Source organism: Halobacillus litoralis, assembly GCF_009856445.1.
Taxonomy (GTDB): Bacteria; Bacillota; Bacilli; order Bacillales; family Halobacillaceae; genus Halobacillus; species Halobacillus litoralis.
Window position 1 is genome coordinate 221,775 of sequence record NZ_WMFA01000002.1, and the last position, 26,357, is coordinate 248,131.

The window sequence follows — 26,357 nt, forward strand, 5'->3', positions numbered from 1 at the left end:
TGATCCCGGGCTTTTCTCATGTCCTGATTAATCTTCCAGCCACTTATGGATGGTACGGGCGATGATTTCCTGCTGAGTTTTTGCTGCGATTTCAGCAGGTTGGTCGCCTTTTTGTGGTCCATACATACCGAACTGGGCATGATTCCCTTCCTCAATTTTATAAAGAATCGTGTCGCGAGAAAGCAACGGCTTCGTTTCCTCTATTTTTTCTTCTGTTGTTAACCCGTCATTCTCCGCATAAATCGGCAGGATTGGAGTTTCCGTATCTTTGAAGCTGCTTCCCTCAGTCGGATAGGAGGCAAGAAGGATCAACCCCTGTGTTTCATCAGGATTCTCTTTTACAAAAGAAGCAGCGGCAACACCACCGAGAGAATGGCCTCCTACATACCATGATTCAACTTCAGGGTAGCGGTCGATCATTTCCTCTGCTTTGTTGGTGTTCAATATAGGTAAGTTCAAGGTTACATCAGGAATCCCTGTGATATAGCCGTTGTCCGCCAATTGTTGAGCCAGATAGCTGTAGGACTCTGGTTCCACTTTTGCTCCAGGATATAAGATGATTCCCGCCTTAGTTTTGTCTTTGGGTTCATGGATAACCCATCCGTCTTTTTCCTGGCTTTCTTCCACTAGTGATATCATTTCTTCTGAAGGTTCATAGGTTTGTTGAGTCCAGATGAAAAAGGAGAGAAATCCAATAATGATTAGGGCAAGGAGGCCAAGCAATGAATATTTGAGCCACTTTTTCATGTTCACGACTTCCTTTCTATTCCATACAAATCTTTTTTTATCATTTCTTCACATGAGGGTTGTTCAATGTAATATCTGAATAAATCTGTGCCATTTCCTCAGGGGTTTCCACGGCTCCATGACGAATCCACTTTTCGAGCATATGCCAAATGCCTGCGGAATTGAAGGCCGTATAGTATTGGAGAAATGTTTCATCGAAACCCTCTATTAAATCTGCTTTGTATCTTTCGTTCAAGGATGGCAAATAGTCGTCCAACTGTTTGAGCAGAATGACAAATAAGTCGTTTTTCTGAATCAGGTTCAGAAATTCAATATGCTCCTGCCAAAATTCAAAATACAGCTTAGCCATGGCGTATGGAGTTAAGGCATCCATCGCTTCGAACTCTTTTTCAACCTCTTTCATCAAGCCGGTGATGTATTCCTGGAGCACTTCCTCCTTGGTCTGGAAGTTGCGTTAAAAGGTCTTCCTTACAAGTTCTGCCGTCTCTGTGATTTCCTTGACTGAGATCTTGTGATAAGGCTTTTCTTCCATAAGTCTGAGTAAAGCTTCAATGATCCATTTTCTCGACCTCAACGAGATCGGGTTCATGCTTTTATCATTCATCCTGTCTGTTCTCCTCTCTATTCAGTGCTTTAAGAAGTGTCACACTTTCCTTCATCTGTATCACTTGTTCAGAAACCATTGACCATAAGATGATATTCTCATTATAATTTGCTTACATAAGTGACACAAGTGTGTATCTATATACATGTGTAACTTTGGAGTGGAATGGGAGGATATGAAATGAAGAACAAGAAAAAAGGTGTGGTGTTGATTACAGGGGCATCTTCCGGGATGGGAATGGAAACGGCAAAACTGCTGCTGGAAGAAGGCTACATCGTCTATGGAGCGGCGAGGCGTTTGGACAAAATGAAAGAGATCGAGTCGAAAGGAGCGCACATTCTCGCTATGGATGTCACTGACGAAAAGTCCATGATCGAAGGGGTGGACCGGATCATTCAGGAACAGGGAAGAATCGATGTCCTATTCAACAATGCTGGATATGGATCTTATGGAGCTGTGGAAGACGTGAGCATTGAGGAAGCAAAGCATCAGTTCGACGTCAACTTATTTGGGTTGAGTCGATTGACTCAACTCGTTTTACCTCATATGAGAAAACAGCAGTCCGGCAGAATCATCAACAACTCGTCCATGGGAGGAAGGATTTTCACACCGATGGGCTCCTGGTATCATGCATCCAAGCATGCGTTAGAAGGCTACTCGGATTGTCTCCGGTTGGAAGTGGCTCCGTTCGGGATTGATGTGGTCGTTATCCAGCCTGGCAGTATTGAGAGTGAATGGACAGGGATTATGCTTGAGAACCTGCAGAAAACTTCTGGAACATCTGCCTACCAGGATATGACCCGATCGTTCGTGAGTATGACGAAAAAGATGACAGGAGCTTCTTCCTCACCAGTAGTGATTGCGCAAACCGTTAAAAAAGCGATAGAAGCGCAAAAACCGAAAACACGCTATGCGGCCGGTAAATATGCTAAAGCCTATATGTTCCTTAGAAAAGTGGTGCCTGATCGGATGTTTGATTCCATTTTCCATACCATGATGAAAAGGTAGAATGGATAGAAATGGAACTTTAAAAATGAATGAAAAAGACGATGAAAAGGGTGGGACATAAGCGTGTCATCCCTTTTTTTGTCTAAATAGAAGGGGTACTTATTACGAAAGCGAAGGTAGAATGGACAGAAGCTTTTTAATAAATGGTGGAATAATGACATTTTGTAGGTGGATGCTAAGGAAAATGGCGTGAAGGAGGCGGGAGAATGAAAGACAACCCTTTTCATTACGATGGACGTTCCCTTGTGAACCATGAGAGAACAACTGACGAAGCTTTTGTCATGACAGATGAAACACGCATGAACATAGCGGGAAATCCTTATCTGCATGAGGTTACTGAAGAACAGGATTAACGGAGAATATAAGAATTCACCTTGAACAAGGTGAATTCTTTTTTTATAAGTAAAAATGGTTGTTTTTATACAAACTATACTATCTTGAATGGAAAGGTAGGATCCTATGGCAAAGGTTTTATACATTACCGCACACCCCCATGATGAAACGGCTTCTTACAGTATGAGAGTGGGCAAGGCATTCATCGACACCTACAAAGAAGTGAACAAAGGTGACGAAATCATTCATATCGACCTGTATAGAGAAGATATCCCGCAAATTGACGCGGACATTTTTAGTGGATGGGGAAAATTACAGTCCGGAGACCATCTTTCTGATGAAGAAAAAAGGAAGGTCGAGCGTCTAGGAGAGTTGAGTGACCAGTTCATTTCTGCAGACAAATACGTTTTTGTCACCCCGATGTGGAACTTCTCATTTCCTCCTGTCATGAAGGCATATATCGATGCCGTGGCCGTAGCGGGCAAAGCATTTAAATATACAGAACAGGGCCCGGTCGGTTTATTGACAGATAAAAAAGCATTCCATATTCAGGCGTGTGGAGGGATTTATTCGAAGGGACCTGCAGCGGGCATGGAGATGGGCCATCGGTACTTGAACATTCTTATGCAATTTTTCGGTGTCCCATCCTTCGATGGCCTTTTTGTCGAAGGACATGCGGCGAATCCGGATCAGGCGGATGAAATCAGGGAACATGCGGTAGCAAGAGCGAAAGATGCTGCCCAGACATTCTAAAGTTTAGATTCAATCCAATTGTGCTCACATGGAAACACTTCTAGGGCAAGTGTCTTTGTCTGGGCATTTTTTATGTTCAGTATGATATGTGGTAGGGTGGATATAAAATGTTTGGTAGAATATGGTTAAAAAGGGATGGATGTAATGGAAACCTGCTCGAGACAAAACAATCGCCTGGACGGGAGGCTCTAAATCCTTGACCAGCGTCCTTTTCCTCGTGCTTTCAATTTAGGTGGGGCGCTTTTATTAAACAAGAGAAACCACCCGGCAGGTTATCCATGAAAAAATATTCAGAAAAAAACGTTGACATCTTCTTCCTTTCCGCGTAACATAATCCTAACTTTAATACCTACGGCAATGACAGAAATCCAGTAGTGAAGAGATCCCTGTCGTCAGAGAGTCGACGGTTGCTGCGAGTCGATACACATCTCTTCATGAATTACCTTCTTGAGCTTCTTTTACGAAAACTCACGTGAGTAGTGGAAGACGGTAAATCCGTTATCTTTTTAAGGGGAAGATGAGGCATTCATTTTCAACTTGGGTGGTAACGCGTGTAAAGACACGTCCCATGAGGGGGCGTGTCTTTTTTTGTATTCTAAAAAAATGGAGGGCTGTAAGATGATGGAACAACTGAATGATGTGCAAAAAAGAGAGTTGGAAAAACAGTGGGAGGTCCTGTCTTATGGCGTATCCTCTATCATTCCGGAAGGTGAGTTCAAAGAGAAGATTGCAAAGTCGATTAAAAATGAGCAGCCCTTGAAAGTGAAGTTGGGGCTCGATCCGACCGCCCCGGATGTCCACCTCGGTCATACCGTTGTATTGAATAAACTGAAACAGTTCCAGGGATTCGGGCACACGGTTCAGCTGATCATCGGCGATTTTACCGGGAAGATTGGAGATCCGACGGGCAAATCTATCGCCCGTACGGCTTTGACGGATGAAGAGGTGAAGCATAACGCGAGGACTTACTTCGAGCAGTTCGGCAAAGTGATCGATATGGAAAAAGTAGAACTCCATTACAACTCGAAGTGGCTCTCTCAAATAGGGTTTGCAGAAGTTTTAAAACTCGCGAGTACGGTGACGGTTGCGAGGGTGCTCGAGCGTAATGACTTTCATCATCGATATAAAGAAAACAAGCCAATTCACCTTCACGAGTTTTTCTACCCCGTCATGCAAGGATATGATTCATTCGCTTTGGAGTCAGACATCGAACTTGGTGGGACCGACCAGGAATTCAACGTGTTGTTCGGCCGGCAGGTGCAGGAGCATTTCGACCGGGAAAAACAAGTCGTCCTGCTCATGCCGTTGATCGAGGGTCTTGACGGTGTTGAAAAAATGTCGAAATCGAGAGGCAACTACATTGGTGTCAACGAACGGCCGGAGGATATTTTCGGAAAAACGATGTCGATTCCTGATGCGTTGATTACGAAGTATTTTGAGCTCGTGTCTCCGCTATCCATGGAAGAAGTCCAGGAAGTGAAAAGGACCCTTGATGACGGGACGCTTCACCCTCGCGATGCCAAAATGAAGCTTGCTGCCTCTTTTGTTGACATGCTTTATGGAAAAGAAGCGGCCCACCAAAGCCGACAACAGTTCATCAACGTTTTTCAGAAAAAAGTGATGCCTGATGTGATTCATGAAGTAATGTGGGAAGGAGAAGATGAAATACTCATTGTCGATCTCCTAAAGGAACTCGGACTACTACCTTCCAAGAGTGAGGTGAGAAGGATGATAAAAAATGGAGGTGTCCGGATCGATCAGGAAAAAGTGATGGATGCCTTTCAGACAGTTCAGGTGACAGACAGAATGGTGGTTCAAGTAGGGAAGAGGAAGTTTGTGAAGCTGAGAAGATCTTAAAAGGAAAAGGGGATATGAAGGAATGGAACGTCAGCAATTTTTAAATAAAGCAACCGAACATATGAAAGAGACATATAAATGTCATACCGTATTCTTGTACGGTTCCTATCAGACTGGTGATTCTACGGAAGAAAGTGACGTCGATCTGATCGGTTTCTCCGATGAGCTGGAAACGCAGAATAAGGTGGAAACGTTCAGCGGCAAGCTTTTAGATGTATGGATCCACGGGACGGATGATATGAAAAAGCCGGCCGACTTTTTGAAAGTCCATCGAGCCGAGGTGCTTGTCGATGACCATGGTTTGGCACAGCCGTGGATGACAGAGATCGATTCCATTTTTACTAAGGGACCGGCGTCTTTACAGCCGAAGGAGAAGCAGTTTCTGAAAGATTGGCTGATCAAGATGAAGATACGCTCGAGAAAAGGGGATATGGAAGGTCGCTACCGCTTTCACTGGCTTGTGAAGGAAAGTCTTGAAATCTATTTCGAGATGATCGGACGCTGGTATCTCGGACCGAAAAAGTCACTGAACTGGTTACGTGAGCACGATATGGAAGGGTATCGGATTTACGATAAGCTGCTGGAAGGGCCGGGAGATCGCAGACGGTTGGATGCGTGGATCGATCACTTGCAGAAGCTGTAGTCTATCATAGGGATATCGGCTGAATTGAACATATATCGGCTGAATTCACAAGATATCAATTAAAATTAAGATATATCAACTGAATTCTCAAGATATCAATAAAAATCAAGGTATATCAATTGAATCAAACATATATCAACGAAATCATCTATAGATCGCAGTCAATAAAAAGAGGGCGGGGTTTTATGAGACAAATTCAAGCATGGCTGGATGAAGGAGAGATCGAGAAAGCAAGAAAGGAAGCTTTGCACCGATTAAACAGGGAGGATGACATCGCAGGTTTACATTATTGGTGTGCGGTGTCCCATGATGCGCAGGGAATGGAGCGGGAAGCCATTCCCTTTTATGAAAAAGCGGTCTGCAAAGGCATTCAAGGTGAGCTTAGAGCTCAGGCTTATATTTAGTGGGGAAGCAGTCTGCGGTGTATCGGGAAGTATCACGAAGCAAGGGAAGTCCTGGAAAAGGGAAAACGGGAATTTCCAGACAACCCCGCTATTCAGGTTTTTCACGCGATGACCTTGTATAACTTAAAGGAGTCCCCACAAGCGGTGGAATCATTGCTGAAGGTTTTGGGTTCATATTCAAATCATCCTTGGATCAAAAAGTACAAGGATGCCATAAGCTTTTATGCAAGGCAACTGGATCAAACTTGGTAACGGCTCCTTTTCATGGATGAGCGGCCAGTCTTTTATTAGGCTGAGCAGATTGGTACCACTGCAGACAGAGAATGAAAATTAGAACGGCGTCGATAGCATCACCACCGTAGTACATAATCATGGAACCTGTTTCCGCCTGATTTACACTTACTCCTTCAGGTGGAGAGGCGTACAAATATTTCGAAAGGATGCCATGACCTGCAAGAGCGAAGATGAATACGATACTCCGATACAGATAGCTGTAACGATGGGCGACAGGATCTATGTAAATCATGCTCATGGTAAAAAGGTAGCCAGCCAGAAAGACATGAAGGTGGACCAGCACATGGACCCCCAGGCTGTTATGCATCATGTGATACAAGTCTGTTGTGTAGAGTACCCATAATCCGCCGATGTTGAGAATGGACGTGGTGACCGGATGGCTGATGACACGGACATAAGAACTTCTAAGGAGAAGAGTCATCTTTTTGGCGGCGGAAACGGGAAGCGTTCTTAACAAAAGGGTCATCGGTGCAGCGAGTACCAGCAGTAGCGGAGCCAGCATGCCGAGGAGCAGGTGCCCGACCATGTGGGCACGAAAGTCGATCCGCGCTTGGTCTGCAAGCGGTCCGATGACAGCTATCCCGGCACATAATACTCCTATGGACCATAAAACATAACGCCAATATGGCCATTTCTGCAGGTGAGGGGAACGGTTGGAGACTAAGCCCGCTCCTATGTACAAAAGAATGATCAGCAGGAAAGGAATGGCCAGCATCAAATCAAAGAGGAGTCCACCATGCGTCTCATGCATGGGAAGGTTCTCCTTTTTTGCTGGCACGTTTTAAAAGGAACAGGCCGGTAGCAATCATAACCACAGCAGATAGATTCCAGACAAGGTCGTATGGGATAACATTCTCCACATAGCGGATTTGGTGCAGACCCATCAGTTTATGCTGGATGATTCCGTCATACAATTGAAAAGACCCCGCTCCGAGCAGCACGCCGCCCCACCACCGTATCAGTGATAAACGGTTCCTGCGTTTGAGGTCGGCAAATAGAAACAGTCCGCCGATGGTTGCGAACCAGCTGAACGCGTGGAAAAAACCATCTGAAATCAATCCGATATCCGTGGTGGATTTGTCGTAAAAGTGGTGCCATCGCAGCAGTTGGTGAAATATCGTTTCATCGATAAAGGCAGCAAGTCCGATCCCGAACAGAACGCCGGACCACAGATTACGCTTTTCCCCCATAAAACAGCCTCCTATTTTTCAAAATTCTTCCTATGTTGTACCCATCCGTTGAAATAAACAAACGTATTTGGCATCAAATAGGACGTTTGACTATAAGGTCAGAGACGACGCATGTTTTGATACTCATCCTTATGTAAATCTGTAACGGTCCCTTGATGAAAATACAGTTGCCAACGGCCGGCGATCATTTTCCAAATCGAACTGCGGAGCGTGTTTCTCTTTCTTGTCGGGTCTTCAAGATAATACGTGGCGAGAACTGTATCCTCAGAGAGTGACTGAATTTCATAATGATGAAGAGTCATCTCTGATAAGACCACCCCTTGATCCAGGCAGAACTTTTTATCATAGGGCATACCGGAACTGCCGATTTCCCAGAAGTCGTCAGCCAATATGTGGTCAAGTCTTTCTGTGGATTCGCGAGTGCTCAATAGAAGGTGTTGGTTTTCCATGTTCTTCAGTTCTTTCTTTAATGACATAAAGATTCTCCTTTGTGTTAAAATTTTCTATGGGAATATTATACTATTAAAAAGGCTGAAGAAACGATTTTTATGAAGGAGGGAAAAGGCGGTGAAAGATAGGATCATCCAGCAGGAAAATCCTTTATTGGTTTACTTGTTTTTCTCTATATTATCTTGGGTCTGCCTGAAGAAAGCAGCTTACCTGGAAATGAAGAGAATGGATTGGAAGGAACGATATGAGCGTTATATAGATCATAAATATGGACTGTAAAGGTGGGAAAGAAATGAGATCAGAAAAGGAAATGATGGATTTGATATTGTCTGTCGCAAAAAAGAATCAGCGAATTCGTGCCGTTTACATGAACGGTTCCCGGACAAATCCTACCTTAGAAGAAGATCTGTTTCAGGATTATGACATCGTTTACGTCGTGACGGAAACCTCCTCTTTCCTGAAAGATGAGCTGTGGGTGGATGTCTTTGGTGAAAGACTGATGATGCAGGAGCCGGATAAAAATGACCAGGGTACGGAGGGGGATTTTTCTGATTTCTACGGTTATTTGATGCTTTTTACGGATGGGAACCGAATGGATTTACATATAGAAACCATCCCCCATATGCAGGCATACTACGGGAAGGACAAGCTGACCGTTCCGTTGCTCGACAAGGACGATTTGCTGCCAGTGATTCCGGAGGCGACAGACGAAGATTATCACGTACGGAAGCCGACGGAGGAGGAGTATCACGCCTGCTGCAATAATTTCTGGTGGTGTCAGCAGAACGTCGCGAAAAGTCTGTGGCGTGATGAAATGCCCTATGCACAGTTCATGCTGGAGTGTATCATCCGCAGGGACTTGGATCAGATGGTTTCCTGGTGGATTGGCATAGAGAACGGATTTCAAGTCTCGACAGGAAAAGCCGGGAACTATTTTAAAAAGCTTCTGCCGGAAGAAAAGTGGGAAATGTACACATCGACTTATGCAGACGGGGATTCTGAACATATTTGGGAAGCGCTGTTTGCTGCCGGAGAATTATTCCGTACCCTTGCGAATGATGTAGCGGATGAGTTTGCTTACACATATAAACGGGATGAGGATGAAAACATGACGCGTTACTTGAAGCAGGTGAGAAAATTACCTTCATCAGCTGATCGCATTTTTTAAAAAGCTTGTTTGGAAGAAAGGAAAGCTCTCGGTAAAAGGTGTCTATCTATCTGCAAAGGCGTTCTTAGAGAGCATAGAATAAACAGGGGGGATGGAGTATGAAATACAACGGGTTTCCATTGTTCTTAATCCTGGCTTTCTTTTTGACAGGGTGTCTTGGGCAGAAAACTTTGCACTTTGAAGGTGAAAGCGAAGATTGGAAGGTAGAATACATAGCGGATGTAAAGTCCGAAGACAGTGAATCGACAGGTCTTCACATTAACTATGCAGGTGAAGGGGAAGCTCCGGAACATATCAATTACACCCTGGATAGTCCTGCAGGTGGTAAAGAAGGAGAATACGTTTTGTTGAATAATGGAAGGGTCCAGCAAATGGGCAATTTCTGTTCCGGGTGTGCGGTGACGAGCGAAGATCACGACATCCAGGTCACGATCGAATGGGGAGAAAAGGAAGAGACACTGCATTTGGAGTACATAGAATAATGATAGAATAATAGGCCTATGGAAGTGGAGAACAAAAAAAGAGTGACTTCCATCACAGGGGAGAGAAGGCTTTCGTAGGAACCCTTCTCTCTTTTTATTTTATAATCATCACGCCAAGAATAATGAGGATGATAAAGAGGAACTTTCTACGGCTTGCTTTTTCATTGAAAAGTAGAATTCCAAAGATCGTGGTGGCCATAATCGAGACCCCGCTCCAAATGGCATAAGCAATGCCGACTTCGAGTGTCTGGACACTCAGCGTGAGAAAATACAGGCATGCGCCGATGAAAACGAAGGCTGTAATGCTGGGGATGACTCGCTGGAAGCCGGATGATAGTTTTACGGAAATGTTGCCGATGGTCGCGAATACTAGAGAAAGTATCAAATAACCCATGGTTATACGCTCCTTTCTTTTCCTGGTACTGTCAAGCCCACCATTCCTGCCAGGATCAACATCAGTCCTAGAAGTTTGGACATCGTCACCGATTCCCCCAGCAAACCAACACCTAATAGTGTAACAAGCAACGTCCCACCGCCCGACCATAAGGCGTTGATCAACCCGATTTCATGATTTTTAGTAATAAATATATAGAAGGAAACGGCAAGTGCATAGCAGAAAATAACGACAAGGCTGGCTGTGATATTCGTAAAGCCTTCCGAATATTTCATCGCCGTCGCTCCGGCAGCTTCAAACAAAATGGAGATTCCTAATAAAAGATAGGTTTTCATCATTCTGTCCTCCTTTTTTCTTTCGTCTATTCTCAGAATAAAAGAAAACGGAGGTAGTAGGAACAATCAAATTGTCATACCATCATAACCTGAGGTTATAATGGAGATATCCTACAAAGATTGAAAGGAGGAAAGAGAGTGCTGCAAAAATTAAACGCCTTTATCGAAGTCGCCAAACAACAGAGTTTTACGAAAGCAGCGGAAGCTTTGTACATTTCTCAACCGGCACTGAGTAAACAGATGAGAAGGTTGGAAGACGAACTGGGATTTTCGCTCTTCAACAGAGCTTCCTACGGTGTGGAGCTTACAGAGAAAGGAAAAGGAATGGCGGAGGAGCTGACTCCGCTGTTCGGGCGTATTCATCAAACGGTGAAACAATATCAGTCCCACGAAGATAAAATTCGTTTTGGTTCCACGCCTGTCCTTACCTCGTATTATCTGCCCAAGTATTTCGATAAGCTGGCAAGAGGAAATCTTCATGTGACTGAAATCAAAGATGATAGTGAAGAACTTCTTCCCCTGTTAGAAGAAGGTGACATTGACGCGGCCATTATACAGGATACCTCTTCTTATAAAACGCTGCGGTCTGCCTATCTGTTCACCGATTATTTTATAGCTGCGATTCCTGTTTCTTCTCCATTAGCAGAAAAACAGGAAGTCACGCTTGAGGAATGTTTGGAGGAATCGCAAATCATCCCGACAAAAGGCCCTTTATCTGAGAAGGTGCGGTCCGTTATGCATGAGCATGATTTCACAGGTGAAGTGATAGAATCCCAGTATCACGCTATGGCGGGGTTGGTGGCGCTTGGAATGGGAATCGCTTATCTTCCGGAGATGATGGTCCAGCAAGTCGAATACCGCGGCGTCGTGTTTTTACCGATTCAAGATCATCCTTTTAAAAGGGACATGTATCTTTACGCACGGTCAGAAGAGAATCTTGATTACTTGAACGGCCTATTTACAGATATCCAATAAAAAACAGCACCTCTATGAGGCGCTGTTTTTTAAGTGTCACACGTGGAGATTTTCTATTTTACGAATCACTTCGTCCAGGGAAGAAAAGTCATCAATGACGTGATCGGCTTCAGCGAGCTCTTGTTCTTGAGCAAAATCAAAACGACAGCCTATGGAAGACATGCCATTTTTCTTAGCTGCATGAATATCGGAGAGACGGTCTCCGACCACAGCTCCTTGTTTGATGTTGTATTTTTCCAGAATGGTGCCTACTAAATCGGCTTTGTCCAGGGATTCGATCTGTTCAATACTGAACGTTTCGGTCACCCAGCGGTCCAGACGATAATAGTTGACGATGGCATGCAGATAATCGGTCAGTCCATTGCTGGCTATGTAAAGGGAGTATCCTTCTTTATGAAACGCTTCAAGGGTTTCTTCAACCTGTGGATAGAGCGCGCCTTTTCCTTTTTGAATGTTGAGGATGAGCTTTTCCAGAAAGTACGCGTTTACCTGTTTTCTTATCTCCTCCGAGTGGTGGGGGAGCAGGGTTTTCCAAACAGTAGGGAGAGGAACACCCATGATTTCCTTGTACGTTTGAAGTGGTGTTTCACCTTTCCATTCATCAGAATCCCTTAAGTAATCAAACGTTTCTACCAGGGATACTTCAAGGATCTTCTCTGTCTGGAACAAGGTTCCATCCATATCAAAAATGATCGCATGTGGCATATGTAAGCGCTCCTTTTCATCATTTATGAGTTTCATCATATCAGTTTTATGAGAAAACATGTCTCATCTCGATAAAAAAGTTCTTGCAAACGATTACAAAGATGTGGTACTTTATCTGTAACCGGTTACACATAGAGGTGAATGTATGGTAACAATTAAAGATGTGGCACGTGAAGCAGGCGTTTCAGTGGCCACCGTTTCACGTGTATTGAATGATAACGGCTATGTTGGAGCAGATACGAGAAAGAAAGTGATGGAAGCCATTGCGGAACTAAACTACAGCCCGAACGAAGTGGCACGCTCTCTTTACAAAAGGGAGTCCCGTCTGATCGGTCTGCTGTTACCTGATATTACAAACCCGTTCTTTCCACAGCTTGCGAGAGGTGTGGAAGATGAGTTGAGTGAGGCTGGATATCGGCTTCTGCTCGGCAACAGTGATGAAAATATACAAAAAGAATTGGATTATATACAAACGTTCGTCCAGAACAATGTGGTGGGCATCATTACAGCTACCAATCATGTCGATTATAAAATCTATGAAGCCCTTGACCTGCCACTTGTACTCCTGGACCGGGCGTCGGAAAATTATCCTGCTGTCTATGCAGATGGAAGAGAAGGCGGCCTTCTTGCAGCGAAGACGCTCATCAAAAAAGGAGCGCAGAGAATTACGCTTGTAAAGGGACCAACCAATATCAAACCTGCCCAGGACCGCTACAAGGGTGCCATCGAAGAGTTGAGTCAGGCAGATGTTGATTTTTCTGTATTGTCTACGACCTCTTATTCTTTCGAAGACGCCCAAGGATGGGCAGAAGAACTGTTTGATAAATTTCCTGATACAGATGGAATCATTGCGAGTAACGACATTGTCGGAATCGCGATTGTTCATGAGGCCCTGGAGCGTGGAAAGCGCATTCCGGAAGATGTACAAATCATCGGCTATGACGATATTCCGCAAAGCCGTTTGTCCTATCCGACCCTTTCCACGATCCGTCAGCCCGCCTATGAAATGGGCAGAGAAGCAGCAAAGCTGTTAATCCGTACGATAAAAAAAGAACCAGGTGTGGAACAAACCATTCAAATGCCTGTGGAACTAGTAGAAAGAAAGACGACACGAAAGGAATGAGATCAATGAGAAAACCTAAAATAGCTGTGATCGGCAGCTCTTCCATGGATTTAGTCGTGACATCCAAACGACGGCCTGGGGCAGGGGAAACGGTCCTCGGTGAATCTTTTAAAACGGTCTCCGGAGGTAAAGGAGCGAACCAGGCCGTGGCCGCCGCCCGCCTTGGAGCAGAAGTCTACATGATCGGATGTGTGGGAGAGGATGCTTACGGGACGGAAATCTTAAATAATTTTGCATCTAATGGTGTCCACACCGACTATGTGGAACCGGTTACACAAGAAAAGAGTGGAACGGCTCATATCATTTTAGCGGAAGGGGATAACAGCATAGTTGTCGTCAAAGGAGCTAACGATCACGTCACTCCTGAGTATGTGAAGGAGAAGAGGGACTTTATTGCAACGTGTGACCTTGTCATGATTCAGCAGGAGGTTCCTGAAGAAACCGTGATTGAGGCGGCACAACTATGTCACGCACTTGGTGTACCTTTGTTATTGAATCCGGCTCCAGCGAGGGAAATCCCGGATGTGGTGGTGGAACAAGTGAGCTATCTTACGCCGAATGAGCATGAAGCGGCTCTTCTTTTTAAGAAAGAGGAACTTGCATCGGCATTAAGGAAGCATCCGAACAAACTGTTCATTACAGAAGGAGCCGCAGGTGTCCGTTATTTTGATGGAGAAGAAGAGATGCTCGTGCCTTCTTTTCCTGTGAAACCGATCGACACCACGGGTGCGGGTGATACCTTCAATGCGGCTTTTGGAACAGCGATTGCCGAAGGGATGGATGTGAAAGAAAGTCTGCGCTTCGCGAATCGAGCGGCTTCCTTATCCGTTACAGGGTTCGGAGCGCAAGGCGGTATGCCATCGCGGGAAGAAGTGGAAAGGGGACTCGGGGAATGAAAAGACACGGTATGTTAAACAGTCATCTATCCAAAGTTTTGGCCGATCTTGGTCACACCGATACCATCGTTGTTGCTGATGCGGGACTTCCCGTGCCGGAAGGAGTAAAGAAGATTGACCTCTCCTTAAAGGAGGGCGTTCCTTCATTCCTTGACATCGTAGAGGTATTGAAAGAAGAAATGGTTGTCGAACGTGTGACTGTCGCAGAGGAAATGGAGCAGAACCCTTCTATTCAGAACGAGATGAGAGAATGGTTTGGGGAAATGGACGCTCTCACTCATGAAGCACTGAAAGGTCAGTTGAAACAGGCGAAAGCGGTGGTGCGGACAGGGGAAGTCAGCCCATATGCGAACTGCATCCTTCACGCTGGAGTAACTTTTTAAAGAGGTGAGCAATTATGGAAATCCGTATGAACGAGATTCATAAAGCTTTCGGAAAAAACAAAGTCCTTGAGGGCGTTGATATTCATATTAAAGATGGAGAAGTTCACGCGCTGATGGGAGAGAACGGTGCCGGGAAATCCACGCTTATGAATATCCTGACAGGTCTTCATAAAAAGGACCAGGGAACGATTGAAATCGATGGAAAGGAAAAAACGTTTGCCAACCCAAAGGAAGCGGAAGAATTCGGGGTGGCTTTCATCCACCAGGAGTTGAATGTATGGCCGGACATGACGGTGCTTGAAAATTTATTCATCAATAAGGAACCGGTTACACATTTCGGACTCATCCATACCAATAAAATGAAAGCGGTTGCGAATGAGCAGTTTGAGAAGCTTTCCATTTCGATTCCACTCCAGAAAGAAGCGGGGCAGTGTTCGGTGGGGGAACAGCAGATGATCGAGATTGCGAAAGCGCTCATGACCGATGCGAAAGTCATCATCATGGACGAGCCGACAGCCGCTTTGACAGACAGGGAAATAGAGAAACTTTTTGATGTCATCCGGTCATTGAAAGAATCCGGTGTATCCATCGTTTATATCTCTCACCGGATGGAGGAGATCTTTACGATCTGCGATACGATTACGGTCATGCGTGATGGGCAGACGGTGGATACCACACCGATCCCTGAAACCAATTTTGATGATGTCGTCCGGAAGATGGTCGGCCGTGAACTGACCGATCGTTTTCCTGCCAGAGAGGCAAAACCCGGAGAAACGATGCTGGAAGTGAAAAGTCTGACCAGAAAAGGACTCTTCGAGGATGTGAGTTTCCGGGCAAGATCGGGTGAAATCGTTGGCGTCGCAGGACTAATGGGCGCAGGCCGTACAGAAATCATGCGCACCATTTTTGGTTTGGATGGCAAGTATGAAGGTGACATTTTCATCAATGGAGAAAAAGTGACAGTGAAAAGCCCGAGCCAGGCGGTCAAGCTAGGTCTTGGTTTCATTACGGAAGATCGAAAAGAAGAAGGACTTGTTCTTGATTTCCCGATTCAGGACAACATCGCCCTTCCGAGTTTGTACAGTTTCACAGACAAAGGTCTCATCGGAGAAAAACGCGAACGCGAATTTGTCGATATGCTCATCAAAAGGCTGACGATCAAAACCGAATCAGCCAAAACAGAAGCGAAGAACTTGTCCGGTGGAAACCAGCAGAAGGTGGTCATTGCCAAATGGATCGGAATCGGTCCAAAGGTCCTCATTTTGGATGAGCCGACCCGCGGTGTCGATGTTGGGGCGAAACGGGAGATTTATCAGTTGATGAATGAGCTTACAGACAGAGGCGTAGCGATCATCATGGTTTCTTCTGAACTTCCGGAAGTGTTAGGCATGAGTGACCGGTTGCTCGTCGTCCATGAAGGAACCATTGCTGGAGAACTTTCCAAAGAAGAAGCCGATCAGGAAAAAATTATGACACTGGCAACAGGAGGTAATGTCAATGATTAATGCAGTCAAAAAAACGAATCACATCGGAAACGTGATGCAGAAGTTAGGACCATTCGTCGGTTTACTTGTATTGATGGCGACAGTTTCCATTATTAACCCCAGTTTTCTTGAACCCTTGAACTTATTGAATCTATTAAGACAAGTCGCGATCAATGCTCTGATTGCCTATGGAATGACGTTCGTCATCTTAACCGGGGGCATCGATTTATCTGTCGGATCGATTCTCGCCTTATCCAGTGCTTTAATGGCGGGAATGATGGTCTCAGGTGTGGATCCGATTTTAGCGATATTGATTGGATGTCTGCTTGGTGCTTTGATGGGAGCGGTCAACGGTCTGCTTATTACCAAAGGGAAGATGGCTCCGTTCATCGCGACACTAGCAACGATGACGATGTTTCGTGGACTGACGCTTGTTTATACTGATGGTAACCCGATCACCGGTCTTGGTGACAGCTATGCTTTCCAACTGTTCGGAAGAGGATACTTCCTGGGTATTCCGGTACCAGCGATTACGATGCTGCTTGCTTTCGCTGTCCTGTGGGTGATTCTTCATAAAACCCCATTCGGCCGTAAAACGTATGCAATCGGGGGCAACGAGAAAGCTGCACTTATTTCGGGTATCAAAGTCTCAAGAATCAAAGTAATGGTTTATTCCCTAGCCGGTCTGCTTTCAGCGCTTGCCGGAGCCATTCTTACATCACGCTTGAACTCGGCCCAGCCGACAGCAGGTACCTCGTATGAACTTGATGCGATTGCTGCTGTTGTCCTTGGCGGGACAAGCCTTTCCGGTGGACGTGGTTTGATTATCGGGACATTGATTGGTGCCCTGATTATCGGAACGTTGAATAACGGTTTGAACCTTCTCGGCGTGTCGTCCTTTTTCCAAATGGTGGTCAAAGGTGTCGTCATCATCATCGCCGTACTAATCGATCGAAAGAAAGCAGCATAGGAGGGGTAACATGAAGAAGCTAGTCGTATTATTGATGAGTTTATCCTTGGTATTCCTTGGTGCCTGCTCGCTCCAGCCACCGGAATGGGCCAAACCCAAAGGGGATAAAAATCCAGATGATATAAAAGTTGGTTTGTCTGTGTCTACATTGAATAATCCATTCTTCGTTTCTATGAAAGAAGGGGTGGAAAATGAGGCGGCAGCTCAAGGAATGGAAGTTGTTGTGGTAGATGCGCAGAATGATGCCGCAAAACAAATCAATGACGTGGAGGATTTGATCCAGCAAGGTGTGGATGTATTACTGATCAACCCTACCGATTCTTCCGCCATCTCAACCGCTGTCCAGTCAGCTAACAGCTTGGGAATTCCGGTCGTGACGCTTGACCGTTCTGCGGAAAAAGGGGAAGTCGCAACATTGGTCAGCTCGGATAACGAAAAAGGCGGCGAAATGGCAGGAGAATATTTGGTTGAACAGCTTGGGGAAGGTGCCAAAGTCGCTGAACTCGAAGGTGTCCCAGGTGCGTCCGCTACACGTGAACGCGGAGCTGGTTTCCACAACATTGCGGATGAAAAACTGGATGTCGTGGCTAAACAAACGGCGAACTTTGACAGGACAGAAGGATTGAATACGATGGAAAACATCATCCAGGGAAATCCGGACATCAAAGCTGTTTTTGCTCATAACGATGAAATGGCTCTAGGTGCCTACCAGGCCATCCAGAGTTCGGGACGGGATGTGCTTGTCGTCGGTTTTGATGGGAACGATGATGCGATGACTAGTATTCAGAATGGAAATCTGTCCGCTACCGTTGCTCAGCAGCCGGAGGAAATCGGGAAGCTTGCCGTACAGGCCGGTGCCGATGTGCTGCAAGGGGAGGAAGTGGAAGAGACGATTCCCGTTCCTTTGAAGCTCGTCACGCAGGAGTCGGATTTGGAAACAGAGGAATAAAGATAAAAAAAGAGACTCGTGATGAGTCTCTTTTTTTATACTCCGAAAGTTGTAGAAATTCTTCCATCCATGGCAGGTGCTCTCTTTCTCATTTTCCAGCTAAGCTAAAGATAGAACAAAAGCGGAACAATTCAAGGAGGAAGATTCATGGAGAAGTATATTTGCCAGACCTGTGGCGTTCAGTATTCAGAAAGGGAAGAGGGACCAGATCGTTGTGAAATATGCAGTGAAGAAAGGCAGTATGTAAACCCGGAGGGACAGACATGGACGACACATAAAGAGCTGGTTCAGTCCAGCGTTTATAGAAACATCATTCACGAAGAGGAAGAAGGCGTGTACAGCATAACCACAACTCCAAAACTAGGGATCGGCCAAACGGCCTACCTTATTCAAAAAGATGGGCTGAATATTCTCTGGGACTGCATCACTTACCTTGATCAGGAGACGGTGGATGTCATTCGCGGTCTGGGCGGCATCGATGCGATTGCTATTTCTCACCCACATTATTATTCGCGGATGACCGATTGGGCGGAAGCCTTTGATGCCCCCGTGTATCTTCATCAGGATGATAAGGAATGGGTGATGGAAAAGAGTTCAAGGCTCCATCTTTGGGAAGGGGAATCTATGAAACTCTCAGAAAACCTTTCTCTTCATCGCCTGGGGGGACATTTCAAAGGGGGAGCGGTTCTACACATAGAAAAAGGGACGGAGGGCCTTCTGATGACAGGGGATATCATCCAGGTTGTGGCCGATCATCGATGGGTGAGCTTCATGTACAGTTATCCAAACTTGATTCCTCTCCCGGCATTTAAAGTCGCGGAAATTGTGGAGAAAGTAAATGGACTTGCTTTCAACCGTATTTATAATGCTTTTCATCACGTTGTTAAATCAAGGGCGGATGAGGTTGTTCGGGATTCAGCTGAACGCTACATTCGTGCACTAAAGGGAACGTTGTTTACAACATGAATGGGCTTTTATAGAGGAAATATAGAAAGGGGAATGGGGATGAACATCGATGAATTCGGTTTGATTTTGTTTGTTGAACGTTATGATCAGTGTGTAAGCTTCTATGGCAATCTTTTGCGATTGCCTGTAAGAAAGAGGAAAGAGAAGCTAGTTTGTTTCGATCTTCCCTCTGGAGGCTATTTGATGGTCGAAAAAGGCGGGGTGGCTCAGTGTGAAGAGAAAAAGAGGAACCAGAACCCATCCGTTCTTCGTTTTGATGTGGAAGATCTCAGTAGAGAAGTCCATCTCCTGAAGAGTCGTGGCCTTTACTTTTTAGAAGAAGCGTGTGTGTTTGAATGGGGGACGATTGCGGTTCTTCTGGACCCAGATGGAAACCGTATAGAATTAGGCGAAGTTCATTCGTCCAGCGCCTCCAACCCTACATAAGAAAGAGCCTCCGGATGAAATCCGGAGAGTTTTTTCGATTACAATAAAGGCCTCGCCCCTTTCCGTTGAAAAGAGCGAGGAGGTTGTTGACTTGTCCGTTATTTAATGAACATGGAACCTTTCAAAAGCTCTGGCTTAGCTCCCAAGATTAAGAGGAAGAGTTTCGCATCTCCTACTTTTCTGTGTTGATTCAATATGTCTTTGACGACATGGAAATCTTCATGCTTTTTCAGTTTGTCCACTTCTTTTTTATAAACCGACAGGATCGATCCTTTAATGAAGGATGGATACGTCGTGTTCAAGTCTTCCTCCATTAACATCGCTCCCATATACCCATATTTGATTTGAAGCTGTCGTGTGAAGCTGACCACATGAGTCAACGTTTCATAGACATCCGGATAGTGGCGGCTGACTTCTTCCAACCCTTTTTTTGCTTCGTACAATTCATCCAAACTGGCTAACTTCAACATGTTCATCCGCTCCTTTTTCCCATGGTTTTTCAAGTCCGATAATATCCGTGAGCTGAGCACTGTGTTCCCGGCGGATTCGTCTGGTTTTGGCACGTTCTTCCCCGGATTGGTAGAGGAATTTCTCTTCATCCGTTTCTGGGATTATCCTCGGAACTTTGACGGCTTTTTTGTTTTCATCGAGAGCGACAAAGGTTAAAAAGGCGGTCGCGGCCATGCGGCGGTGACCGGTGATCATATCTTCAGCGATGACTTTGCAGAAGATCTCCATCGACTTGTTTCCGGTATAGGAGACGAATGATTCCACACACACCGAATCGGTCTGATGAATGGGATGGAGGAAATCAATAGAATCGGTCGAAGCGGTCACGCATTCTTTCACACGGGCATGGCGCCTCGCGGATAAGGTAGCGTTATTGTCCAGTTTTTTCATGAGGACACCGCCGAATAGGGTGTTGTAATTGTTTAAATCGTTGATCATTACTTGATCTGTATTGATGACTAAACTTTCTTTTGTGCGTTTTGCTTCCATGAGTCTGCCTCCCGTTTCGATTTATTTCTTCTCTTAACATCAGGGCATGTCTTTGAGTTGGTGATAATTTCAGTGTACGAGCGTTGTCTTCATAAGTGAAATAGCGAATCGTCATGGGTAGCATAGCTTTTATCAATGGAAGTGTTTTCAAGTATTGATTTGACGCATGCAAAAGACCAGCCTCAGGAGGAAGCTGGTCCGTCTTTATTCCATACTCAATCGATCTTGTGTATAAGCAAGCCATTCTTTCGTAGCGTAGGATATGTATTGAGACTTCGGCCAAATGATGGCGAGCTCCCAGGCGATTGTAGGCTGGATGACCTTTAATCGCTTTACATCCTGTGTAAGCAGACGGGCCACACTTTTGGGAAGGATGGAAATCCCGAGATTGGAAGCGATCATCTTGCCGATAAAGTCCCACTGAGAGCTCTCGGAGATGACCTTCGGTATAAAGCCTGCTTCTTTGCACGAGGAGGTGATCCGGTCGTTTAACACGAAGTCTTTACTGAACAGGATAAAGGAATCGTCTTTGAGCTCTTCCAGCCGGATCTGTTTTCGCCCGGCTAACGGGTGGGCAGGAGGGAGAATGACTTCGAGCTCCTCACTTAAAAGGAAGAAATGGTCAAATTTGTCTTCCTGCGTCGGCAATACGGTAATACCGACATCCAGTTCCTCCTGAAGGATATTCTCCTCAATTCTTTTCGCGCCATCTTCTACGAGCTGATAAGTAATGTGTGGGTGTTTCGCATGAAAGCCTCCGATAATGTTGATGATCTGCTCGGCGTCCATGATCGGGGGCAGTCCTACTCGAATGTGCCCCTTTTTTAGCCCGAGCAGATCATTGAGCTGGGTGTTAAGGTTCTCGAATGCCTTATCAATGGTTTTCGCCTGCATGAGAATCAGCCGCCCGGCATCAGTGAGGATGACTTTTTTTCGTGTACGTTCGAATAATTCCACACCAAGGTCTTCTTCCAGGTTCTTAATCATTTTGCTGATGGTTGGTTGTGAGATGAATAAATGTTCAGCTGCTTTAGTAAAACTTTGGAAACGCGCGACTTCGATGAAGTATTGCAAATGACGGATGTCCATGGTTTTGTACTCCTTTTTGAATCTTATGGGTTAAGTTTCATCATAAAGAGAGGAATGCATCTTATCAATGGGAATCTTCATTGGAGGTATTCAGGGTATCAGTGGAGGAGAAAAGATTTCCAGGGAAATAAAAGGTAGGGGGTGTAGAGAAAATAACCTGACTCCAGTACTCAGTCTCCACTTTTGGGGTAGGATTACACGCACGGTTTGACGGGGCAGTCCATAAGTGACCCATGGACGTTTATATGGAAATCATATACTATGAAATTATAATTAGGGACTATTCTGAATTCTTCCCATGCAAAAAAGCGGTTCACTTTTTCCGCCATTTTTTTGGAGGAGGGTATAAGTAAGTGATTCCGGAAATAAATCCGCCTGTAGCAAGCCCCAAAATGAGGGATAGGTTGGGTTCACCAAAAACAATAAAGCCGAGAATCGTTGAAACGACTATGTATCCGAAAGCTGTGATGAGTCCCCATTGCACTCTCCGCCACATAAAAATACCTCCTTACCCATGATTTTTCCTTTTGAAAAACCACTGCAGCACGAAGCGGGTAATGAATCCACATCCCAGAGCAATGAGAATGATGACGATCCATTGATCAGAAACGGCTAATCCCAGCTGGAATCCTAGAAAGAGGGCGAATCCAAGGGCTAGTCCAAGAAAAATTTGTTGGCTCCGGGTCATTTGATCAGCTCCATAAATGGTTTACTTCCTGTTATTACCTTTTTCATCAAATCAAAAACATGAAGAAAGGATGATGGATATGGATTTGACACATGTACGATTACTTGTCGATGACTATGTGACTTGTTTTCATTTCTACCGCGATACACTCGGGTTCGAGGTGACATGGGGGGATGAAAACTCCAACTATGCTGATTTTAGATTCCAAGGGGTGACGCTCGGTGTCTTTGAACGGAAGCAGATGGTGGAAGCACTGGGGGATGTGTATGCAAAAAGCGGAAGCAGAGAGGATAGAGCTGCCCTCATCTTTAAAGTAGATGACGTAGAAGATATGTATGAAGAATGGAAAAGAAAAGTGACGTTCATAACTGAACCTGTGGAGCAGAAGGACTGGGGAATCAAAGTGGCGCACTTCAGGGATCCGGACGGGAACCTTCTTGAAATCTATGAATCTATTCGTTGAAGGGATGAAGACGGAACGGTTAACCTTCCGAAAGTATGAGGATGCTGATTTTCCTTTTTTGTTCTCCATGTTAACAGATCCGGAAACTGTGCGCTTTATTGGGGACGGAAGAGTGAAAGGTGTAAAAGGCGCCACGGATTTTCTGCAGTGGATCTATCGTACATATAACGTTTTTGATGGGTATGGACTGCACGTACTCGTCCGCAAATCGGATGGGATGAAGGTTGGACATGCGGGACTTGTTCCCAAGTTCATTGAGGGAAAAGAGGAACTTGAAGTGGGTTACTGGATAGGGCGGGAGTATTGGGGTCGTGGATATGCAACAGAAGCGGCTGCTGCTCTTTTGAAACATGGAAAGAGAGAGCGGGGCCGCTTGGTTTCATTGATCCAGTGCGGAAATACAGCTTCTCAACGTGTGGCTGAAAAAGTGGGTATGGGGAAAGAGAAATGCGTCGTTCTGGATGGAAAAGACGTGTGGATCTATACCGCTTCATTCAAGGACTTTAAAGGAGGCGTTGTTTTATGACAAGTAACAGAGGTAATTTTGGGGACATTTCAAGGGTGAGCGTATCATAACCCCTATAAACTACGTGAAATCCCTCTAACAGGGAGGAAATTATGAAAACAAAAAAGATGGGTGAGGTGTCCTTTTCTGTGCAGGAGGACCATGATTTCAGTTGGTTGGAAGAGATGGGACATGTGTTCTGCGTCTTTGATGAACAGGATTCGGGAAACATCAGCTTTGGGGTGGAAAGGGAAGATGGAAAGTTTTTCGTTAAATATGCAGGAGCGAAGCCGATGGATTTTTCCGGAGAGCCGAAAGAAGCGGTGGAGCGGCTTCGAACAGCCATGTCTGTTTATCAGCAATTGAAACACCCTTCCGTGATCAGGCTTAAACATCATTTTGCCTTAAAGGAAGGGTATGCTGCTGTGTTCAACTGGGCGGAGGGAGAATGTCTTCATTCGCATTGGTCGCATGGCGGGCCAGCGAAATATACAGACCCTACGTCTCCTTATTATCGATTCAGGAAGCTGAGTGTGCCCTCGCGATTACAGGCGCTGGATACGATTTTTTCTTTTCATGCTTTTGTCGAGGAACAGGGATTCGTGGCCATTGATTTTTATGATGGCAGCATTCTCTATGATTTTAATAACGATGTCACGACCCTATGTGATATCGATTTCTATCGGAAGTCACCGACGGTCAATGATATAGGTGAAGAGTTCTGGGGAGCGGATCGATCAAAGTCTAAAGAAGAATATGAACTCGGGGCTGTGATCGATGAACGCACCAATGAGTACACCATGGGAGCGATTGCGTTCGGACTTTTGGGTGGGGAGACCGACCATTCTTTTTCCAAATGGGAAGCTGGTGAAGGTCTCTTTGAAGTGGCTGGAAAAGCAGTGGGTGAAGATAGAGGAACAAGGTATAGCAGCGTTCGAGCATTCAAGGAAGCCTGGGAAGAGGCAAGGAGACGATGTTAAGAGGGCATAGCTCTCAAGAATTAGGAAGGGGTGCTTTTTGTGAAAATCCAGGGGCTCAATCACTTACTGTTTTCAGTATCTGACTTAGATACATCCATCACTTTCTATGAAAAAGTTTTTGGAGCTCAATTATTAGTGAGAGGAAAGACGACGGCCTATTTTGATTTGCAGGGCATGTGGCTGGCATTGAATGAAGAGAAAGATATACCCAGAAATGAAATGTCCGCTTCTTACACCCACACCGCTTTTACGATAAAAGAATGTGATTTTGATGCCGCCTATGATGAGCTTGTCCGTCTGAGTGTGAATATCCTGCCGGGGCGGGAGCGTGATCAGAGAGATAAACGGTCCATCTATTTTACAGATCCCGATGGTCATAAATTCGAATTTCATACAGGGACGAGGAAAGAACGGATCGACTATTATAAAGAGGCTAAACCTCATATGACTTTTTATGATTCATGAGAGTACATAGTCCAAAAAGGAGACGTTTGATGGTCTATTTAAAAGCTGAGCCTATGAATGAGGAGCAACTGAAAAAGGTTTTATCAGAAGTGAAAAAGGGAGAAATTCCATGGGCCGAGGTTCATGAACAAGAGCTCATCTCCTCGATGATGGCTCATATCGGCTCGCTGGATGCTGCGCTTCGAGATGATTTGATTTTCTCCACCTTCGCCCAGTTGATTGTAGAAAAGAATCAGCTGAAAGAGGAGCTAATGGAAGAAATGATGGATCTGTGTCTGCGGGAGCTGCTTTTCAAAGGGATTGGAGAAAAGGATACAGACACTGTGTTCACCAGAACTTTCACTTCTTTACTGATGGCCCTTCTTTTGTACCGTGATAAGGAAGATGATTTTTTGAGCAGAACGAATATCGTCGATGTGAAAGAAGCGTTTCTTCGTTACCTTTCGTTAGAGGAAGACTATCGGGGATATGTCAACGATAGAGGTTGGGCTCACAGCATGGCCCATGTGGCCGATGCCGTTGATGAACTGGTCAGAAACGAAAAAACGGACAGTGCCGTTTATCCAGAGCTATTTCGCGCTTTATGGTCGAAGATCTTCATTTATGAACATGCCTATATTCATGGGGAAGAGGAGCGGATCCTGACGCCGATCATGGAAATGTTGAACCGTGGATTGGAGATCAACCTCGTGGAGGATCACTTGAAAGAGTTATCCTTAGATTGGCACGAGCATAAAAACAAAGCCACTATGGAGCAGTATTTAATCTTCCGAAACAACGCCAAAGCTTTTTTGAAAAGCCTGTACATCCAATTAAACCAGCAGTCTAATTATATGCAGCTTCAAAAACAAGTGGTAGTATTGCTTGGGAAATGAGTGATGACATCAGTGAGGTACCCCTGCCACCACTTACGGCTAGTAATCAACCGATCGTTTCCCGTTACTTCGGAATGGAATATTCCAAATGTAAGGATGATTCAAAAACATAGAATCGAGTGCTGTTAGTTTTAAGATGTAGAGGTGATTGAGGTGGAAGTAAAAGTAGAACCGCTGAAGGGATTTTCCCCGCAAATAGGTTTGTTGGTCTCTCAAATGAACTATGCTAGAAAAACTACCCGGCAAGCAGTAGAGGGACTGACTATGGATCAGTTGGATTTTTTACCAGGTCATGACGGCAATACTATAGGAGCGCTATTGTTACATATCGCAGCCGTAGAGAAAGGGTTCCAAATCGAGATTTTCGATGGAAGAGCGCCAAATGAACAGGAAATGCAGGAATGGGGGGCTGCTTACAGTCTTGGAGAAAAAGGAAGAGAAAACATTCAGGGGCACCCCCTTGAATACTATCTTTCTAAACTTGAAGAAGTGAGAGAACGTACTATTTATGAGCTATCCCAACGGGCGGATGACTGGTTATACGAAGAGCGTATGTGGGATCACCATCTTTCGAACAACTATTTTATCTGGTTTCACGTGTTGGAGGATGAGATCAATCATAGAGGACAGATGAGAGTGATAAGGAAGATGATTGCCAACTGTTAACCGTTTATCTGATATGATTAGTTAAAAAAAGCGCGTCTAAGGAGATCCTTAGACGCGCTTTTGCTGTGAGTACTCTTGTTAAATTGTA

Annotated in this window: 39 protein-coding genes and 1 other annotated feature; of the genes, 25 read left to right on the forward strand and 14 right to left on the reverse strand. The window is 45.1% G+C overall.

The window, feature by feature from the left end; genetic code table 11:
• Positions 1–27: 27 nt before the first annotated feature.
• From GLW00_RS06310 to GLW00_RS06320, 3 genes are read right to left on the reverse strand one after another with little or no spacing between them, the layout of a single operon-like run.
• A complete protein-coding gene (locus GLW00_RS06310) occupies positions 28–747 on the reverse strand; it encodes an alpha/beta hydrolase (protein WP_160912316.1) in 720 nt (239 codons plus the stop codon).
• A 40-nt stretch (positions 748–787) separates the two neighbouring features.
• Complete coding sequence (locus GLW00_RS06315) at positions 788–1,177, reverse strand: TetR-like C-terminal domain-containing protein (protein WP_160912318.1); 390 nt, start codon at positions 1,175–1,177, stop codon at positions 788–790.
• A gap of 24 nt (positions 1,178–1,201) precedes the next feature.
• Positions 1,202–1,351 (reverse strand): hypothetical protein, encoded by a 150-nt coding sequence (locus GLW00_RS06320; RefSeq protein ID WP_160912320.1) that lies wholly within the window; start codon positions 1,349–1,351, stop codon positions 1,202–1,204.
• Between the two features lie 180 nt (positions 1,352–1,531).
• On the opposite strand from GLW00_RS06320, the gene GLW00_RS06325 reads away from it, so the two are divergent.
• The 7 genes from GLW00_RS06325 (at position 1,532) to GLW00_RS20930 (ending at position 6,601) form a co-directional block, all read left to right on the forward strand.
• Positions 1,532–2,359 (forward strand): oxidoreductase, encoded by an 828-nt coding sequence (locus GLW00_RS06325; RefSeq protein ID WP_160912321.1) that lies wholly within the window; start codon positions 1,532–1,534, stop codon positions 2,357–2,359.
• A 206-nt stretch (positions 2,360–2,565) separates the two neighbouring features.
• Complete coding sequence (locus GLW00_RS20480) at positions 2,566–2,712, forward strand: hypothetical protein (RefSeq protein WP_202412400.1); 147 nt, start codon at positions 2,566–2,568, stop codon at positions 2,710–2,712.
• Positions 2,713–2,818: 106 nt separating this feature from the next.
• On the forward strand, positions 2,819–3,445 hold the full coding sequence (locus tag GLW00_RS06330) for an FMN-dependent NADH-azoreductase (RefSeq protein ID WP_160912323.1): 627 nt from the start codon (positions 2,819–2,821) through the stop codon (positions 3,443–3,445).
• A 348-nt stretch (positions 3,446–3,793) separates the two neighbouring features.
• Positions 3,794–4,017: a binding site (T-box leader), on the forward strand.
• Positions 4,018–4,063: 46 nt separating this feature from the next.
• Positions 4,064–5,302: a tyrosine--tRNA ligase gene (gene tyrS, locus GLW00_RS06335; RefSeq protein ID WP_237417453.1), complete on the forward strand. Its 1,239-nt coding sequence runs from the start codon at positions 4,064–4,066 to the stop codon at positions 5,300–5,302.
• 22 nt (positions 5,303–5,324) lie between these two features.
• Positions 5,325–5,945 carry a nucleotidyltransferase domain-containing protein gene (locus GLW00_RS06340; protein WP_237417454.1) on the forward strand — a complete coding sequence of 207 codons (621 nt, stop codon included), beginning with the start codon at positions 5,325–5,327 and terminating at the stop codon, positions 5,943–5,945.
• A 185-nt stretch (positions 5,946–6,130) separates the two neighbouring features.
• Entirely contained in the window at positions 6,131–6,349 is a 219-nt protein-coding gene (locus tag GLW00_RS06345; protein WP_160912325.1) for a hypothetical protein, read from the forward strand.
• Positions 6,350–6,361: 12 nt separating this feature from the next.
• Positions 6,362–6,601, forward strand: coding sequence for a tetratricopeptide repeat protein (locus GLW00_RS20930; protein ID WP_160913749.1), 240 nt, complete (start codon positions 6,362–6,364; stop codon positions 6,599–6,601).
• Between the two features lie 10 nt (positions 6,602–6,611).
• Here the strand turns inward: GLW00_RS20930 and GLW00_RS06355 are convergent, their stop codons facing one another.
• The 3 genes from GLW00_RS06355 to GLW00_RS06365 form a co-directional block, all read right to left on the reverse strand.
• Entirely contained in the window at positions 6,612–7,394 is a 783-nt protein-coding gene (locus tag GLW00_RS06355; RefSeq protein ID WP_160912327.1) for a cytochrome c oxidase assembly protein, read from the reverse strand.
• Positions 7,387–7,833: a DUF2243 domain-containing protein gene (locus tag GLW00_RS06360; RefSeq protein ID WP_160912329.1), complete on the reverse strand. Its 447-nt coding sequence runs from the start codon at positions 7,831–7,833 to the stop codon at positions 7,387–7,389. The genes GLW00_RS06355 and GLW00_RS06360 overlap by 8 nt, the downstream gene beginning before the upstream one ends.
• Before the next feature lie 98 nt (positions 7,834–7,931).
• Positions 7,932–8,309 carry a nuclear transport factor 2 family protein gene (locus tag GLW00_RS06365; protein WP_202412401.1) on the reverse strand — a complete coding sequence of 126 codons (378 nt, stop codon included), beginning with the start codon at positions 8,307–8,309 and terminating at the stop codon, positions 7,932–7,934.
• Between the two features lie 91 nt (positions 8,310–8,400).
• Between GLW00_RS06365 and GLW00_RS06370 the strand changes: the two genes are divergently transcribed.
• The 3 genes from GLW00_RS06370 (at position 8,401) to GLW00_RS06380 (ending at position 9,933) form a co-directional block, all read left to right on the forward strand.
• Entirely contained in the window at positions 8,401–8,562 is a 162-nt protein-coding gene (locus GLW00_RS06370) for a hypothetical protein (protein WP_160912330.1), read from the forward strand.
• A gap of 13 nt (positions 8,563–8,575) precedes the next feature.
• Positions 8,576–9,451: an aminoglycoside 6-adenylyltransferase gene (locus GLW00_RS06375; protein WP_160912332.1), complete on the forward strand. Its 876-nt coding sequence runs from the start codon at positions 8,576–8,578 to the stop codon at positions 9,449–9,451.
• 98 nt (positions 9,452–9,549) lie between these two features.
• Positions 9,550–9,933, forward strand: a complete 384-nt coding sequence (locus GLW00_RS06380; RefSeq protein ID WP_160912334.1) for a hypothetical protein — start codon at positions 9,550–9,552, stop codon at positions 9,931–9,933.
• Positions 9,934–10,027: 94 nt separating this feature from the next.
• Here the strand turns inward: GLW00_RS06380 and GLW00_RS06385 are convergent, their stop codons facing one another.
• Both GLW00_RS06385 and GLW00_RS06390 read right to left on the reverse strand, forming a co-directional pair.
• Entirely contained in the window at positions 10,028–10,327 is a 300-nt protein-coding gene (locus GLW00_RS06385; RefSeq protein WP_160912336.1) for a DMT family transporter, read from the reverse strand.
• A gap of 2 nt (positions 10,328–10,329) precedes the next feature.
• Positions 10,330–10,662 (reverse strand): DMT family transporter, encoded by a 333-nt coding sequence (locus tag GLW00_RS06390; RefSeq protein ID WP_237417455.1) that lies wholly within the window; start codon positions 10,660–10,662, stop codon positions 10,330–10,332.
• 138 nt (positions 10,663–10,800) lie between these two features.
• Between GLW00_RS06390 and GLW00_RS06395 the strand changes: the two genes are divergently transcribed.
• Positions 10,801–11,637: a LysR family transcriptional regulator gene (locus GLW00_RS06395; RefSeq protein ID WP_160912339.1), complete on the forward strand. Its 837-nt coding sequence runs from the start codon at positions 10,801–10,803 to the stop codon at positions 11,635–11,637.
• Positions 11,638–11,673: 36 nt separating this feature from the next.
• On the opposite strand, the gene GLW00_RS06400 is transcribed toward GLW00_RS06395, so the two are convergent.
• Positions 11,674–12,342 carry an HAD hydrolase-like protein gene (locus tag GLW00_RS06400; protein ID WP_160912341.1) on the reverse strand — a complete coding sequence of 223 codons (669 nt, stop codon included), beginning with the start codon at positions 12,340–12,342 and terminating at the stop codon, positions 11,674–11,676.
• Between the two features lie 145 nt (positions 12,343–12,487).
• Here GLW00_RS06400 and GLW00_RS06405 point away from each other — a divergent pair, with 145 nt between their 5' ends.
• From GLW00_RS06405 to GLW00_RS06440, 8 genes are all read left to right on the forward strand, one after another.
• Complete coding sequence (locus GLW00_RS06405; RefSeq protein ID WP_160912343.1) at positions 12,488–13,465, forward strand: LacI family DNA-binding transcriptional regulator; 978 nt, start codon at positions 12,488–12,490, stop codon at positions 13,463–13,465.
• Between the two features lie 5 nt (positions 13,466–13,470).
• The gene (rbsK, locus tag GLW00_RS06410; RefSeq protein ID WP_160912345.1) at positions 13,471–14,361 is read left to right on the forward strand and encodes a ribokinase; all 891 of its coding nucleotides are present in this window, start codon (positions 13,471–13,473) and stop codon (positions 14,359–14,361) included.
• Complete coding sequence (gene rbsD, locus GLW00_RS06415) at positions 14,358–14,744, forward strand: D-ribose pyranase (protein WP_160912347.1); 387 nt, start codon at positions 14,358–14,360, stop codon at positions 14,742–14,744. Before rbsK ends, rbsD begins: the two co-directional genes overlap by 4 nt.
• A 14-nt stretch (positions 14,745–14,758) precedes the next feature.
• Entirely contained in the window at positions 14,759–16,249 is a 1,491-nt protein-coding gene (locus tag GLW00_RS06420; RefSeq protein WP_160912349.1) for a sugar ABC transporter ATP-binding protein, read from the forward strand.
• Positions 16,242–17,198: a ribose ABC transporter permease RbsC gene (gene rbsC, locus GLW00_RS06425; protein WP_160912351.1), complete on the forward strand. Its 957-nt coding sequence runs from the start codon at positions 16,242–16,244 to the stop codon at positions 17,196–17,198. Before GLW00_RS06420 ends, rbsC begins: the two co-directional genes overlap by 8 nt.
• A gap of 10 nt (positions 17,199–17,208) precedes the next feature.
• Complete coding sequence (rbsB, locus tag GLW00_RS06430) at positions 17,209–18,147, forward strand: ribose ABC transporter substrate-binding protein RbsB (protein ID WP_160912353.1); 939 nt, start codon at positions 17,209–17,211, stop codon at positions 18,145–18,147.
• Positions 18,148–18,294: 147 nt separating this feature from the next.
• A complete protein-coding gene (locus GLW00_RS06435) occupies positions 18,295–19,113 on the forward strand; it encodes an MBL fold metallo-hydrolase (protein WP_160912355.1) in 819 nt (272 codons plus the stop codon).
• Positions 19,114–19,152: 39 nt separating this feature from the next.
• Positions 19,153–19,539 (forward strand): VOC family protein, encoded by a 387-nt coding sequence (locus GLW00_RS06440; RefSeq protein ID WP_160912357.1) that lies wholly within the window; start codon positions 19,153–19,155, stop codon positions 19,537–19,539.
• A gap of 98 nt (positions 19,540–19,637) precedes the next feature.
• Here the strand turns inward: GLW00_RS06440 and GLW00_RS06445 are convergent, their stop codons facing one another.
• From GLW00_RS06445 to GLW00_RS06465, 5 genes are all read right to left on the reverse strand, one after another.
• Positions 19,638–20,009, reverse strand: a complete 372-nt coding sequence (locus GLW00_RS06445) for a hypothetical protein (RefSeq protein ID WP_160912358.1) — start codon at positions 20,007–20,009, stop codon at positions 19,638–19,640.
• Positions 19,984–20,538, reverse strand: coding sequence for an acyl-CoA thioesterase (locus tag GLW00_RS06450; protein WP_160912360.1), 555 nt, complete (start codon positions 20,536–20,538; stop codon positions 19,984–19,986). Before GLW00_RS06450 ends, GLW00_RS06445 begins: the two co-directional genes overlap by 26 nt.
• A 204-nt stretch (positions 20,539–20,742) precedes the next feature.
• On the reverse strand, positions 20,743–21,627 hold the full coding sequence (gene cidR, locus GLW00_RS06455) for a cidABC operon transcriptional activator CidR (protein ID WP_160912362.1): 885 nt from the start codon (positions 21,625–21,627) through the stop codon (positions 20,743–20,745).
• A 313-nt stretch (positions 21,628–21,940) separates the two neighbouring features.
• Positions 21,941–22,123, reverse strand: coding sequence for a hypothetical protein (locus GLW00_RS06460; protein ID WP_160912364.1), 183 nt, complete (start codon positions 22,121–22,123; stop codon positions 21,941–21,943).
• Positions 22,124–22,135: 12 nt separating this feature from the next.
• Entirely contained in the window at positions 22,136–22,315 is a 180-nt protein-coding gene (locus tag GLW00_RS06465; RefSeq protein ID WP_160912366.1) for a hypothetical protein, read from the reverse strand.
• 79 nt (positions 22,316–22,394) lie between these two features.
• Here GLW00_RS06465 and GLW00_RS06470 point away from each other — a divergent pair, with 79 nt between their 5' ends.
• From GLW00_RS06470 to GLW00_RS06495, 6 genes are all read left to right on the forward strand, one after another.
• Positions 22,395–22,778: a VOC family protein gene (locus tag GLW00_RS06470; protein ID WP_160912368.1), complete on the forward strand. Its 384-nt coding sequence runs from the start codon at positions 22,395–22,397 to the stop codon at positions 22,776–22,778.
• Entirely contained in the window at positions 22,762–23,304 is a 543-nt protein-coding gene (locus GLW00_RS06475; RefSeq protein WP_237417471.1) for a GNAT family N-acetyltransferase, read from the forward strand. The genes GLW00_RS06470 and GLW00_RS06475 overlap by 17 nt, the downstream gene beginning before the upstream one ends.
• Before the next feature lie 92 nt (positions 23,305–23,396).
• Positions 23,397–24,263, forward strand: a complete 867-nt coding sequence (locus GLW00_RS06480) for a protein kinase family protein (RefSeq protein WP_160912370.1) — start codon at positions 23,397–23,399, stop codon at positions 24,261–24,263.
• Between the two features lie 39 nt (positions 24,264–24,302).
• Complete coding sequence (gene fosB / locus GLW00_RS06485; protein WP_160912372.1) at positions 24,303–24,728, forward strand: metallothiol transferase FosB; 426 nt, start codon at positions 24,303–24,305, stop codon at positions 24,726–24,728.
• 29 nt (positions 24,729–24,757) lie between these two features.
• Entirely contained in the window at positions 24,758–25,603 is an 846-nt protein-coding gene (locus GLW00_RS06490) for a DUF2785 domain-containing protein (RefSeq protein WP_160912374.1), read from the forward strand.
• A 153-nt stretch (positions 25,604–25,756) separates the two neighbouring features.
• Entirely contained in the window at positions 25,757–26,269 is a 513-nt protein-coding gene (locus GLW00_RS06495; RefSeq protein WP_335808449.1) for a DinB family protein, read from the forward strand.
• Positions 26,270–26,357 lie beyond the last annotated feature (88 nt).

Coding starts and splice junctions, on each gene's coding strand:
- GLW00_RS06310 (WP_160912316.1), bottom strand. CDS start 747: ATGAAAAAGTGGCTCAAATATTCATTGCTTGGCCTCCTTGCCCTAATC.
- GLW00_RS06320 (WP_160912320.1), bottom strand. CDS start 1,351: ATGAATGATAAAAGCATGAACCCGATCTCGTTGAGGTCGAGAAAATGG.
- GLW00_RS06325 (WP_160912321.1), top strand. CDS start 1,532: ATGAAGAACAAGAAAAAAGGTGTGGTGTTGATTACAGGGGCATCTTCC.
- GLW00_RS20480 (WP_202412400.1), top strand. CDS start 2,566: ATGAAAGACAACCCTTTTCATTACGATGGACGTTCCCTTGTGAACCAT.
- GLW00_RS06330 (WP_160912323.1), top strand. CDS start 2,819: ATGGCAAAGGTTTTATACATTACCGCACACCCCCATGATGAAACGGCT.
- tyrS (WP_237417453.1), top strand. CDS start 4,064: ATGATGGAACAACTGAATGATGTGCAAAAAAGAGAGTTGGAAAAACAG.
- GLW00_RS06340 (WP_237417454.1), top strand. CDS start 5,325: ATGGAACGTCAGCAATTTTTAAATAAAGCAACCGAACATATGAAAGAG.
- GLW00_RS06345 (WP_160912325.1), top strand. CDS start 6,131: ATGAGACAAATTCAAGCATGGCTGGATGAAGGAGAGATCGAGAAAGCA.
- GLW00_RS06355 (WP_160912327.1), bottom strand. CDS start 7,394: ATGCATGAGACGCATGGTGGACTCCTCTTTGATTTGATGCTGGCCATT.
- GLW00_RS06360 (WP_160912329.1), bottom strand. CDS start 7,833: ATGGGGGAAAAGCGTAATCTGTGGTCCGGCGTTCTGTTCGGGATCGGA.
- GLW00_RS06365 (WP_202412401.1), bottom strand. CDS start 8,309: ATGTCATTAAAGAAAGAACTGAAGAACATGGAAAACCAACACCTTCTA.
- GLW00_RS06375 (WP_160912332.1), top strand. CDS start 8,576: ATGAGATCAGAAAAGGAAATGATGGATTTGATATTGTCTGTCGCAAAA.
- GLW00_RS06380 (WP_160912334.1), top strand. CDS start 9,550: ATGAAATACAACGGGTTTCCATTGTTCTTAATCCTGGCTTTCTTTTTG.
- GLW00_RS06385 (WP_160912336.1), bottom strand. CDS start 10,327: ATGGGTTATTTGATACTTTCTCTAGTATTCGCGACCATCGGCAACATT.
- GLW00_RS06390 (WP_237417455.1), bottom strand. CDS start 10,662: ATGAAAACCTATCTTTTATTAGGAATCTCCATTTTGTTTGAAGCTGCC.
- GLW00_RS06400 (WP_160912341.1), bottom strand. CDS start 12,342: ATGCCACATGCGATCATTTTTGATATGGATGGAACCTTGTTCCAGACA.
- GLW00_RS06405 (WP_160912343.1), top strand. CDS start 12,488: ATGGTAACAATTAAAGATGTGGCACGTGAAGCAGGCGTTTCAGTGGCC.
- rbsK (WP_160912345.1), top strand. CDS start 13,471: ATGAGAAAACCTAAAATAGCTGTGATCGGCAGCTCTTCCATGGATTTA.
- rbsD (WP_160912347.1), top strand. CDS start 14,358: ATGAAAAGACACGGTATGTTAAACAGTCATCTATCCAAAGTTTTGGCC.
- GLW00_RS06420 (WP_160912349.1), top strand. CDS start 14,759: ATGGAAATCCGTATGAACGAGATTCATAAAGCTTTCGGAAAAAACAAA.
- rbsC (WP_160912351.1), top strand. CDS start 16,242: ATGATTAATGCAGTCAAAAAAACGAATCACATCGGAAACGTGATGCAG.
- rbsB (WP_160912353.1), top strand. CDS start 17,209: ATGAAGAAGCTAGTCGTATTATTGATGAGTTTATCCTTGGTATTCCTT.
- GLW00_RS06435 (WP_160912355.1), top strand. CDS start 18,295: ATGGAGAAGTATATTTGCCAGACCTGTGGCGTTCAGTATTCAGAAAGG.
- GLW00_RS06440 (WP_160912357.1), top strand. CDS start 19,153: ATGAACATCGATGAATTCGGTTTGATTTTGTTTGTTGAACGTTATGAT.
- GLW00_RS06445 (WP_160912358.1), bottom strand. CDS start 20,009: ATGTTGAAGTTAGCCAGTTTGGATGAATTGTACGAAGCAAAAAAAGGG.
- GLW00_RS06450 (WP_160912360.1), bottom strand. CDS start 20,538: ATGGAAGCAAAACGCACAAAAGAAAGTTTAGTCATCAATACAGATCAA.
- cidR (WP_160912362.1), bottom strand. CDS start 21,627: ATGGACATCCGTCATTTGCAATACTTCATCGAAGTCGCGCGTTTCCAA.
- GLW00_RS06460 (WP_160912364.1), bottom strand. CDS start 22,123: ATGTGGCGGAGAGTGCAATGGGGACTCATCACAGCTTTCGGATACATA.
- GLW00_RS06465 (WP_160912366.1), bottom strand. CDS start 22,315: ATGACCCGGAGCCAACAAATTTTTCTTGGACTAGCCCTTGGATTCGCC.
- GLW00_RS06470 (WP_160912368.1), top strand. CDS start 22,395: ATGGATTTGACACATGTACGATTACTTGTCGATGACTATGTGACTTGT.
- GLW00_RS06475 (WP_237417471.1), top strand. CDS start 22,762: ATGAATCTATTCGTTGAAGGGATGAAGACGGAACGGTTAACCTTCCGA.
- GLW00_RS06480 (WP_160912370.1), top strand. CDS start 23,397: ATGAAAACAAAAAAGATGGGTGAGGTGTCCTTTTCTGTGCAGGAGGAC.
- GLW00_RS06490 (WP_160912374.1), top strand. CDS start 24,758: ATGGTCTATTTAAAAGCTGAGCCTATGAATGAGGAGCAACTGAAAAAG.